The 10,304-nt window shown below is 58.3% G+C and carries 11 protein-coding genes; 3 read left to right on the forward strand and 8 right to left on the reverse strand.

Going from position 1 to position 10,304, the window contains the following annotated elements; translation table 11 throughout:
* The coding region (locus NW827_RS06895; protein ID WP_414503479.1) for a hypothetical protein at positions 1 to 392 on the reverse strand (392 nt) is incomplete at its 3' end.
* A 412-nt stretch (positions 393 to 804) separates the two neighbouring features.
* The gene (locus NW827_RS06900) at positions 805 to 1,485 is read right to left on the reverse strand and encodes a hypothetical protein (protein ID WP_414404384.1); all 681 of its coding nucleotides are present in this window, start codon (positions 1,483 to 1,485) and stop codon (positions 805 to 807) included.
* Positions 1,486 to 1,810: 325 nt separating this feature from the next.
* Here NW827_RS06900 and NW827_RS06905 point away from each other — a divergent pair, with 325 nt between their 5' ends.
* Positions 1,811 to 3,247, forward strand: a complete 1,437-nt coding sequence (locus NW827_RS06905) for a hypothetical protein (protein WP_414404385.1) — start codon at positions 1,811 to 1,813, stop codon at positions 3,245 to 3,247.
* A 90-nt stretch (positions 3,248 to 3,337) separates the two neighbouring features.
* Here the strand turns inward: NW827_RS06905 and NW827_RS06910 are convergent, their stop codons facing one another.
* Positions 3,338 to 3,772 carry a PAM68 family protein gene (locus NW827_RS06910; protein WP_414404386.1) on the reverse strand — a complete coding sequence of 145 codons (435 nt, stop codon included), beginning with the start codon at positions 3,770 to 3,772 and terminating at the stop codon, positions 3,338 to 3,340.
* Between the two features lie 33 nt (positions 3,773 to 3,805).
* Positions 3,806 to 4,081, reverse strand: a complete 276-nt coding sequence (gene rpsO, locus NW827_RS06915; protein WP_414404387.1) for a 30S ribosomal protein S15 — start codon at positions 4,079 to 4,081, stop codon at positions 3,806 to 3,808.
* Between the two features lie 93 nt (positions 4,082 to 4,174).
* Here rpsO and NW827_RS06920 point away from each other — a divergent pair, with 93 nt between their 5' ends.
* The gene (locus NW827_RS06920; protein ID WP_414404388.1) at positions 4,175 to 4,882 is read left to right on the forward strand and encodes a HEAT repeat domain-containing protein; all 708 of its coding nucleotides are present in this window, start codon (positions 4,175 to 4,177) and stop codon (positions 4,880 to 4,882) included.
* Here NW827_RS06920 and apcD read toward each other — a convergent pair.
* The 4 genes from apcD to NW827_RS06940 form a co-directional block, all read right to left on the reverse strand.
* Positions 4,879 to 5,364: an allophycocyanin subunit alpha-B gene (apcD, locus tag NW827_RS06925; RefSeq protein WP_414503480.1), complete on the reverse strand. Its 486-nt coding sequence runs from the start codon at positions 5,362 to 5,364 to the stop codon at positions 4,879 to 4,881. The two genes, NW827_RS06920 and apcD, sit on opposite strands and share 4 nt — an antisense overlap.
* 311 nt (positions 5,365 to 5,675) lie before the next feature.
* On the reverse strand, positions 5,676 to 6,914 hold the full coding sequence (locus tag NW827_RS06930; RefSeq protein ID WP_414503485.1) for a type IV pilus twitching motility protein PilT: 1,239 nt from the start codon (positions 6,912 to 6,914) through the stop codon (positions 5,676 to 5,678).
* 363 nt (positions 6,915 to 7,277) lie between these two features.
* Positions 7,278 to 7,949 carry a GTP cyclohydrolase I FolE gene (gene folE, locus NW827_RS06935; protein WP_414404389.1) on the reverse strand — a complete coding sequence of 224 codons (672 nt, stop codon included), beginning with the start codon at positions 7,947 to 7,949 and terminating at the stop codon, positions 7,278 to 7,280.
* Positions 7,950 to 8,053: 104 nt separating this feature from the next.
* On the reverse strand, positions 8,054 to 8,779 hold the full coding sequence (locus tag NW827_RS06940) for an SDR family oxidoreductase (RefSeq protein WP_414404390.1): 726 nt from the start codon (positions 8,777 to 8,779) through the stop codon (positions 8,054 to 8,056).
* 204 nt (positions 8,780 to 8,983) lie between these two features.
* On the opposite strand from NW827_RS06940, the gene NW827_RS06945 reads away from it, so the two are divergent.
* Entirely contained in the window at positions 8,984 to 10,192 is a 1,209-nt protein-coding gene (locus tag NW827_RS06945; RefSeq protein ID WP_414503481.1) for an ABC transporter ATP-binding protein, read from the forward strand.
* The last annotated feature ends 112 nt before the right edge of the window (positions 10,193 to 10,304 follow it).

Raw genomic sequence — 10,304 nt, forward strand, 5'->3', positions numbered from 1 at the left:
ACAGGAACACCCACCGAAGTCGTGCTCGGACTGAAACTCTTGGTAAAGGTTGGAGCAGGAACTTGGTTTACGGTTAGGCTGACAGGTGCGCTTTGAGCGGCAGGAGCCTGGTCGCTGGTGAGCGTTGTGGCAGGGTTCGTGTAAGTGCCCGTGTTTATAGCAACCACCTGAACGCTTATCAAGCAGCTTGAATTGGGACTAAGCTGGCCACCGGTCAGAGAAATAAAGCTTCCATTTGCAGGGGCGCTTGCAGTTCCCCCACAGGTATTGTTGAGGTCAGGGGCGGCAGCAACGGATAGCCCTGCCGGCAAGATTTCCGCAAAGCTGAGGCCGGTCAGTTGGATGCCGGAGTTGTTGGTGATCGAAAAACTTAAAGTAACAGGAACACCCACCGAAGTCGTGCTCGGACTGAAACTCTTGGTAAAGGTTGGAGGAGCCAAGGGGGCCGGAGGCAACCCAACAATGCTGGGAGAAGGGTTGGGGCTGGGCAAGGGCGGGATCGTCGGCGCCGAGACGGGAGGGGACACGAGAGGGCTGGGCTGGGTTGGGGGAGCAGCTCCAACGGGAGGAGTAGCCGGCACTCCCACGCCAGTTCCGCCGGGTTCTACACTTGGGTTTTCCACAGGAAAGATCGGCCCAGGTATAAAGCTGGTTGCATTCTTATCCTTCGCCTGTTGGCAAGCCGTCAGCAAACCAACACAGAGGCAAGCCAAAACCCCAGCCAGCTTTCCGGTTTTCATTCCCTCGTCCTCCTGAGCTTAAATCTCTCGCAGCAATTAAACACTGCCCTTAGCCGGCTTCACGCTAGGTAGCCTGAGCGCGTGCCTCTAATCTTAGGGCTTGGCCAAACGAATCGCGAATGACCAGAATCACCAAAACCCTTTCTCCGGGAGCAACGTTGGCTCTGTAGGCCACCAGATCAGCCGGGAAGGTAAAGCCATTGGTGAGGGTGATCCCGCCGGTTCGGTCGGCGTAGCTGTTGCCTCGGCCTATGAGCGTATTCCTAAACTGCTCGATGGCTGTCGGCAAGAAAATGCTGGTAATATCTGTGCCGCGGCTGATGTTGAAAAACTGCAGCTCTACGCTGGCAATGACCCCTGGCACCAACAAGCCGCGCAAGGTAACTGTTACAAAAGCGGAGCTCACTGGGGGAATCACAGCAGGGTTTGCCGGGGTAGAGAGCAAAAGGTTGAATTCCCCATTTGGAGCTGGCCGCAAGCTGGGTGGATCCGGCAGGTCGGGCTGAATGGGTGGCGGCGTGATAGGAGCAAAGTCTGGCCCAGGGCGGAAGGTGATGGGTGTGAGGTTGGGCGAGATGGTGGGAGCCACGGCTACGGGAGGAGGCGTGGATCCATTGGCGGTCAAGAGGGGTGGCAAGCCGCCCGTGGTCTCGCTGCTGCAGGCAGTGGCTAGCGCCAGCGAAGCCCAAGTTGCCAGAAGGGAAAGGCCGCCACGGCCAGGGCCTGAGCCAGAACGTCGTTTCATCGGGGAATTCTCCACTCACTCACACCACTTTCCAACAGCGCCCAGCCGGGATCCACTGAATCTGCCCCTATGCATGGGCAAGATTATGAGGGATCCCGTTTCAAAGGCGGATGCCTGCTGTTAGTTCTACTGCATCTTGGGGCGTTGTCAAGCAAGCGGCAAAGCAAATCCAAGAAATTTTTTTGGAAATGGCCCATCCCCTAGATATGGGGTATCATAGCCTCGAGCAGGGGCGGCCAGCTTACCTGTAGCGTTGGGGTTGGGTGCCTTTTCCTCCATTTTGTGTGTGGATTTCCCCAGATTAGGGTGTGTGAGGCAGTGCCGTATGAACTTCAAAGGTCGCTCATTGGCAGTTTTGTGTGGAGTCTTGCTCCTAGGTGGCTGCGGTCAAATTGACGAGTCTCCCGCCTTGCCGGGGCCTGTCCAGGTGGATCCCACGGCGTTTGTCTCGGCGCAGGAGTACCGCTTTACCCCCGGCTCAGTGCTGGAGACCACCAGCTTGAGGCTGGACTACATCAACCCAAAGTTTGACAACGGGATCCCTGTGCGGAACAGCGGCTTTCAAGGCAGCGGAGAGGCCCGCATTACCAACGTAGAGGCCCGCATTCTGCCGGTCAATGAGATCCCAGCCAATGAACTGACAATTGACTCAACCCTTCGCTCCAGCACACTGGCCCTCCAGATTGCCCGAACCACGCCGCTGGTGAATCTCATCGCCTTCGGCCCCAACGACGGCAGGCTATCTACGCAATTCAGCATCGCCGGGTTAGTTGCCCTTTCGACAAACCCCAACGACCAGCGCATTCGAGTCAACACAACCTTTAGAGCTGCCGATCCGGATACGGAAACTGTTTTAACTTTAACCGTGCGCCGCATCTTGGTTAGCCGCAATGGCAACCAAGTCGTCTTAGAGGGAGATTCTTCTCTCATTGTCCCCACCGTGGGAGTACTCTATGAAGATCCCGGCCCTAATGGCAACCCACCGGCAGGATTCTTTGTCAATCCTCCTGTCACTGCCATCCTGCAAACCGGCAGCTTCTCCGCCAGCTTTGTGGTGCGGCAGCGGGGCGTGGCCGGCGATGGCACTCCTGAAGATGCCCTGACTCTCTTTGCCCGCCTAAACTTCCGGCCCAACCAGGCGGAAATCGTCTATCGTCCCACCCAGGTGGGTACGCAGTCGGTGCTATTTGCTCCGGATCCCACTCGTCCGAACATTCTGCCCAACCAGTTGGTGCGCATCCGGCGCCTATTGGACGGTCGGGTACAAGCTGAGTTTGATCCGGCTAATGTCAGCACAGTCCTCAACTTTGTCCAGGTCAGCCCCCCGCCCCGACCTTTCCCCACTCCGATCCCGCAGTTACCTGTCCCTGGGCGTCCGGATTTTCCCACAGCCTTCGATTACTTCTTCTCCTTGCGCACTGAGCGCTCTACGGGTACCTTACCTGGCTCACCTGTGGAAGGAAATACCCCTCAGCCGGTTATTCTTCAGGGCATTGTGCCCGCCACTGGCGATTTTGTCTTCCGCACCCTAGCCGGGGCACAATTGGCCGGGCCGTTTAATCGACTTGACATTGGTGGTAGTACGCAAAGAGGGATTCTAAGCCTTGTCTTCGACTCAACGACTTCTGCCGACCGGATCTCCGGCCAGTGGTTCCTGGAACAGGAATTCCCCACGGACAATCCAGAGACCGCTCCAGGAGATTCTGAGGGATCCATTCTGATCATCCGTGGCTTCTTTGAGGGCGCGCAGGTGCGGCTCTAGCCCCAGCAGCCTATTTTGAACCACCTCAGCCCGGCCCCCTGAGGCTGGGCCTGTATCTTGGCCGGGAAACTCCCCCAGCGCCCAAAGCAGCTAGGTCTCGTCAGCTTCTGAAGAGGCAGAGCTGCTTGTTGCTTCACGCCACTGCTGGAGGAAAATACCTAGGTTGCGGCGGAACTCACCAATCCCCAGCAGGGATCCAGGCTCTGGATCCCAGGAGGCCGAGAAGACACCGTAGCTAATGCCCAAAAAGCCAAGGCCAAAAAAGGCCAGCGACTCCACCAAAGTAAAGTAGGGGGGCAGGGCTATCACATGGTTGGTTAAAAGATAGTAGTTGACAACAAAGCTACTTAAGCCAAGCGTAGAAGGGATCCCGGAAAAAATGAGGATTCGCCGCACCATGCGCCGGCTTACCTCGGGAGGAATGACAGCAGCTCGCTCTCCTCTGGCCGGCTGCTGCTCCACCTGACCAGCAGCTTGACTGGAGCGGCCTCGAGAAGCTTTAGAGTAGCGACTAGACTTGCCCACGCAGGTAGCTCCTCGACTGTGCTTTCTAGGTAGCTACTTTTTCACTCGAATGTTTAACCGTTCAACCAGCTCCTGAAAGCGCTCGGGAGAATGCTTGGCAATGTAGCTGAGCAGTCGCTTGCGGCGACCAATCATCATCAGCAAGCCGCGACGGGAGTTAAAGTCCTTAGGATTTCTCTGCAGGTGCTGCGAGAGCTGGTTGATGCGGCTGGTTAGCAAGGCAACCTGCACATCGGCAGAGCCGGTGTCGGTGTCGTGTAGTCGATATTTCTCAATGATCTCCTGCTTTTCTTTCTGCAATAAGGCCATAGGACCAAAAGACAGCACACACTGCCTCAAAATGATAACATCGAGTTTTCCTTCTTTGCTACAGCCAGAGAAAGCTACGGAGAGAAAGGAACGATGACAACAACTGCTGGGGATCCGCCCTCACTGGCGACCTTGCTGGAGCTGTTGGGCTCTCAGGATCTGGGGGAGCGGCTGCGCGCTGTTAACAAAGCCAGAGAACTCTCCCCGCTAGAAAGCTTGACTCTGTTGCAGCAGGCAGTAGCCGACAAGAATGCGCGCGTCCGCTACGCTGCTATTAGTCAGCTGGGCACCCTTGCCGCAAAAGGGATCGATCCGGCCACCCTTTTACCAATCCTGCAGCAGTCTTTGCGGGAGGATCCCGAGTTCGACGTGCGAGCCGCCGCTGCTGCCGCTCTAGGGGATCTCAAGCAGCCGCAGGCCCTGACTGATCTCCTGGAGGCCTACCAGCGGGAGACGGAGTGGCTGGTGCGCTTTAGTATTGTCGCTGCCCTCGGCGAGCTAGGCAACCCCGCCGCCTTCGACACCCTAGTGCAGGTTCTCCAGGAGGGAAATGAACTGCTGACCACCGCCGCTGCCGCAGCGCTAGGGGATCTGGGGGATCCGCGGGCCATCCCCTACCTAGAGCCCCTCATCGCTTCTGACGATTGGCAGCTGCGCTACCGCGTCTGCATTGCCCTAAGCCAGTTGGGAACAGAAGCTGCCTACCCTGGGCTAGCTCGGCTTGCCCAGGACTCCCAGGAACAGGTAGCCGCCTGCGCCCGCGCTGCCTTGGCCTCTCTGGCCGCAAAGGGAGCTCTCTAACTCAGGGCATTGATGATGTAGTCAAAGTAGGGAGCAGCCTCAGCCGCAGAGTCGGGATCCAACAGGCTGAGAGCTGCTTCCTTCAAAAAGACAATCGCATCAATCATGCCGGCAATGGGTACGTTGAGGCTGTTGTACATTTCCCGCACCCCTATGAGGCCAATGGACTCAATTGGCTCTTTACTGCCAGCGATAATGCCATAGGTTACCAAACGCAAATACCAATCGTAGTCCCGCAGGCATTGATTGTAGCGCTTCTCGCCGTAGGCATTGCCCCCAGGCTGTCGGTATTCAGGTCGTTTGGCAAATAGCTGTTTCTGGGCCTGATCGATAATGCGTTTTCTATTCTCAGTTAACACCTGAGCAATCTGCAGACGCCTTTCGCCACTGTCCATGTAGTCTTTGATAGCCTGCAGCTCGCTAACTGAGAGATAGCGCAGCTGGTTATCTGCAGTTTCGATAAGCTGGCTGATCACGCTCACGGTATAGATTCTCCTGTTTTGTAACACCCTCCCCCCCTCATGCTAACGCATAGAGGGCGGGATTTCTGCTTCAACGGGCTCTTGCAGTTCCTCTCCAAAGAGACCCAGGAGGCCCCACCGTGGGGTTGTACCCGATGGCAACCGAAACCATCCTACCCCATCTTTGCGGGGGTGTCTGGATCTCGGCCCTCACTCTGCAAGGATAGGGCGGTGCTTATCCACCCTCCACTCCAGCAGCTAACTCAAGTTGCTCTCAAGGATAAGGCAGGCCTTTCCTCAAGCACCTAGCCTAGCTATCTGGGAAACTGCCTCTAGATCCGGCCCCGCAGCCATTGGGCCATCTCGTTGCGCCGCGGAGCTGCCTCCAGACACACCTCTGCGGTAATCCGTCCCTCCTGATAGAGCCGAAACAGCGACTGATTCATGGTACACATGCCCTCGTAGGAGCCATCGGCAATCAGCTCCTCGATCTCGTCCACGGCGCCGCGCTTGATGTAGTCGCGAATGGCATCGGTGTTGCGCATGATCTCATGGGCTGCGGTGCGCTTGCCGTCGGTGGTGCGCACCAGCGTCTGAGCAATAATGGCCACCAACGTCTCAGCCAGTTGCAGTCGCATTGGCTCCTGCTCTTCCGGCTTGTAGATCCCCAAGAGGCGCTCGATGGTGCGGACGGCGCTGTTGGTGTGCAGGGTTCCAAACACAAGGTGGCCCGTCTGGCCCGCCTTGAGAGCAATATCCACCGTTTCCCGATCCCGCATCTCCCCAATTAGGATGATGTCCGGATCTTCCCGCAGGGAGGCCTTCAGAGCATTAGCAAACTCCAGGGTATGGATCCCGACCTCCCGCTGCCGAATCAGCGACTTCTTGCTCTGGTGGACAAACTCGATAGGATCCTCAATGGAAATGATGTGCTTGGCGAAGTTGGAGTTGATGTAGTCCACCATTGCCGCTAGCGTCGTGGACTTACCGGAGCCAGTTGGGCCAGTTACCAGCACGAGGCCCTTGGGCTCCTCGGCAATGCGCTTGAGCACTTCCGGCGCCCGCAACTGCTCCAGCGTCAAAATCTTGAGGGGGATCAGACGCAGCACCATGGCTGGGCCAAGAAGGGAGACAAAGCAGTTGACCCGGCAGCGCACCAAGCCCTCGTACTGAATGGCAGTATCCAGCTCTAAGCACTCTTCAAACTGGCGGATTTGGTTTTCTGGCAAGCTTTCCCGCAGCCAGCTATAGAACATCTCAGTGGTGGTAACGGGGTGGTTGCTGATAACGATTTCCCCCCGATCGCGAAAGCGAGGCACTTCCCCCACCCCCAGATGGATGTCTGAGTAGCCTTTCTCGTAGGCTTCCTGCACCAGTTGGCGCAGCGTCGGGCCAGGAGGGGCAGACTTGGGAGCAGCCGCAGCCACCGGGATTCGCCCGGCAGCCGTGGGGCGAGCGGGAGGCACAGAAGGCGGAGCAGCTGGACTAGGGCTGGGGGGAGATGCCTGCGGCTGGGCAGCAGGAGTCGGAGCGGCCAGAGGCACTTGCGGGGCAGGGGCAGGGCCCGGCATGGGCACTGGCGTCTGGGGTGGAGCGGCAGCCACGCCCGGTGGAACGGGCCGACCTAAGATGGGCTCAGGAGCACTGGGAGCAGGACGTGACCTAGGTCCTTGAGGGGGATAGACAGCCGCTAGCCCCGGATCCAACTGGGTTGGGGGCGTCGCTGGCGGCGTTTGTGCCGCCCCCTGGGGGGGACGCTGGGCAACCGGCGGAGTCGGCGGCTTCCAACCGGACTGTAAGTCAGTGGGAGATTGGTTCTCAGGGCCGCTCATAACAAGCCTCGCTTCGGGCAGGATCTGCGTCGATTCTAAGCTAGTATGCCCAACCTAAGCAGAGGATTTTAGCTTTCTTGCCGGCAAAGCGCCGCGGGAGCCTTAAAAGTTGGACGGGTGGCGAATCAGGCTCAAGAACTCCTCCCGGGTGCGGGGATCCTCCTGAAACACCCCCACCATGGAGCTGGTGACCGTCCACGAGCCCGGCTTTTGCACTCCCCGCATCACCATGCACATGTGGGTAGCCTCGATAACCACCCCCACCCCATAGGGATCCAAAACCTCCATCAAGGCTTCTGCAATTTGCCGGGTCAGGCGTTCCTGAACCTGGAGGCGGCGGGAGTACATCTCCACAATGCGGGCAATTTTGCTCAGGCCCACCACCTTTTGACGGGGGATGTAGGCCACATGAGCTTTGCCAATGATGGGCAAGAGATGGTGCTCACAGAGGCTAAACAACGTGATATCCCGCACCATCACCATCTCGTCGTGGCCCTCGTCGAAGACGGCGCCGTTGATGAGATCTTCCAGAGACTGCTGATAGCCACTGGTTAAAAACTTGAGCGCAGCCACCACTCGCTGCGGCGTTTTCTTGAGGCCCTCCCGCTCGGGATCCTCCCCAATTCCCCGCAGCAACGTCTCCACCGCGGCCACCATTGCCGGATCCAGGCTTTCTGAGCCCTCGGGCTCTTGCTCTCGAACAAGGCGAGACTTTTGATTGGCTTTGTCGTTTAGTCGCAACTCAGCACTGGATCTGGGCTTGGCAAGAGTCATAGCAGGATATTCCTTTTGTTGAACGAAGGGTTAAAGGGGCTCGTCAAGGGGGCGGTGCAGGCAGATTTCCTCTGTACTACAGAAAAAGCCAGCTCCCGGCTGGCCTAAAAGGCCCCTGCTGCCGGCATGAGGGTTAGCTCCTCCACCACAGCCCCCTTGGGCAGGCAAACAATGTGGGCAATGACCTCCGCTACCCACTCCGGCGAGAGCATCCGGGAACGATCGAAGTCAACCGGAACTGTATCCCAAAGGGGGGTATCCACAGCTCCAGGACAGAGGCTGGTCACCCGAATGCCATGCTGTCGTTCCTCTGCGGCCAAGACTTCAGAAAAGCCCAGCAGGCCAAACTTGCTGGCGCAGTAGGCCCCCCAATTGGGAAAGGCTCGCTTGCCCGCAATGGAGACGATGTTGACAATTACGCCGCAGCGCTGCTGGCGCATCCCCGGCAGGACAGCTTGGGCACAGAGAAAGGCTGCCGTCAGGTTCAAGTCAATCACGCGCTGCCAATCGGCCAAAGCCAAGCTAGCCAAGGGCCCGACCTGGGCTATGCCGGCGTTGTTGATCAAGACATCGCAAACACCAAATCGATCCAAAAGGGCTTGCAACTGCTGCGGTAGAGCGGGCAAGTCGGCCAGGTCAATGGGAAAGACCTCCGCCTTTCCTCCTTTTGCCTGGATCTCCGCCTGCACTGCCAGCAAATCGGGGAGGGAACGAGCCACCAAGGCAACTGCTATCCCCTCCTGCGCAAGCCTCAAGGCTACAGCTCTGCCGATCCCTCGGCTGGCTCCTGTAATTAGCGCACGTTCAGGAAACTTTGTCTCAAAACTCATCCAAAACAGTAAGCCTGGCGTGCGCCCTCGAAACCAAGCGCCACCACAGCCTGGGAAACTTCGTTAACTAAATATAACACTGATTTCTGCCCCCCAAAACAAAGGGTCAAAGCCGGGATCCCGATCCCTCTCTATGCCAAGCCGACCGGCCTCAGCGCGACTTGGGGTATGGTAGTCTGGTGAAAATACTTTGCAACAACGGTCATGGCCGAGTTCTTGGTTTCCTCGACGTCCAATACTGACCAGGCGGACCCTCCCTACATTCTTCAGCTGGAGGGCATTAGCAAGAGGTTTCCCAGCCAGCGGCAGTGGGTTTTGCAGGAAGTGGAGTTTCGCCTGCGCCAGGGAGACATCTTGGGAATTGTGGGCCCGTCGGGCTGCGGAAAAACCACCCTCTTGCGGATCATTGCCGGTTTCGAGCAGCCGGATAGCGGGCGGGTCCTGCTGGGGGGGCAAGTGGTGGCCGGGGATGGGCAGTGGATCCCGCCGGAGCGGCGGGGGGTGGGGCTGGTGTTTCAAGATTTTGCCCTGTTTCCCCACTTGGACGTTTTGGCCAATGTGATGTTTGGCCTCCGACCCACTCATGGGACTGGGGCAGGGGCGCGGCGGAGCCATCGCCCTCCCCTGACGGAGTTGCGAAGTACTGCCCAACAGGCGCGGGAACGCGCTTACGAGGTGTTGCGCTTGGTGGGCCTAGAAGACTATGCCCACCGCTATCCGCACGAGCTCTCAGGCGGTCAGCAGCAGCGGGTGGCTCTGGCCCGGGCTTTGGCCCCCAGGCCCAGGCTCATCCTTTTGGATGAACCGCTGAGCAACTTGGATGTGCAGGTGCGCTACTATTTGCGGGAAGAGATCCGCAAAATCCTCAAGCAAACGCAGACCTCGGCCATTTTCGTAACCCACGACCAAGAGGAGGCCCTCTGCCTCTCTGACTGGGTGGCAGTGATGCGGGAAGGCCGCATTGAGCAATGGGGATCCCCGGAGGAAGTCTATCGGGAGCCAGCTACCCGTTTTGTGGCGGAATTCATCACCCAGGCCAACTTTCTGCGCTGTGAGCGGCGAGAGTTTGGTTGGCAAGCTGAGGAGCTGCTGCGCATCCCCTTCCAAGCTCTCCAGGATCAACCCGACCCCAATCTGCGCTGGGGAGAGCTGATGATCCGCCAGGAGGAGCTGCGTTTACACCCTGATCCCCAGGGGGGCGTGATCATTCGGGACCGGCAGTTTTTGGGGCGGGAGTATCGCTATTGTCTGGTCACAGAGACGGGCAAGGAATTGCATGCCCTGGCGCGGGAAGCATTGCCAGTGGGCAGCCGGGTTCGGATTACCGTCGAGCAAGGCCGCCTGTTTCCCATCTCTAACCCTAGGGTGCTGCCAAGCAATCCAGCAGCAAGAGCCTTGCCTGCAGCCGGATAGGCCTCTCAGGCTTTTAGAGAAGGGAGGAGGGAATCTGTATTTGGGGGGATCCGCTTCGTCAGACTCCGTATATAGTAGGGGGATGAGGCAGGATCTCCCCTCAAGAGAGGGG

Source organism: Synechococcus sp. H70.1 (assembly GCF_047502705.1).
In the GTDB taxonomy this organism is placed as follows: Bacteria; Cyanobacteriota; Cyanobacteriia; order Thermostichales; family Thermostichaceae; genus Thermostichus.

Bases quoted from the DNA above. Each gene is read 5' to 3' on its own strand.
- NW827_RS06900 (WP_414404384.1), bottom strand. From the start codon at position 1,485: ATGAAACGACGTTCTGGCTCAGGCCCTGGCCGTGGCGGCCTTTCCCTT.
- NW827_RS06945 (WP_414503481.1), top strand. From the start codon at position 8,984: ATGGCCGAGTTCTTGGTTTCCTCGACGTCCAATACTGACCAGGCGGAC.
- NW827_RS06905 (WP_414404385.1), top strand. From the start codon at position 1,811: ATGAACTTCAAAGGTCGCTCATTGGCAGTTTTGTGTGGAGTCTTGCTC.
- NW827_RS06920 (WP_414404388.1), top strand. From the start codon at position 4,175: ATGACAACAACTGCTGGGGATCCGCCCTCACTGGCGACCTTGCTGGAG.
- rpsO (WP_414404387.1), bottom strand. From the start codon at position 4,081: ATGGCCTTATTGCAGAAAGAAAAGCAGGAGATCATTGAGAAATATCGA.
- folE (WP_414404389.1), bottom strand. From the start codon at position 7,949: ATGACTCTTGCCAAGCCCAGATCCAGTGCTGAGTTGCGACTAAACGAC.
- NW827_RS06940 (WP_414404390.1), bottom strand. From the start codon at position 8,779: ATGAGTTTTGAGACAAAGTTTCCTGAACGTGCGCTAATTACAGGAGCC.
- NW827_RS06930 (WP_414503485.1), bottom strand. From the start codon at position 6,914: ATGCCGGGCCCTGCCCCTGCCCCGCAAGTGCCTCTGGCCGCTCCGACT.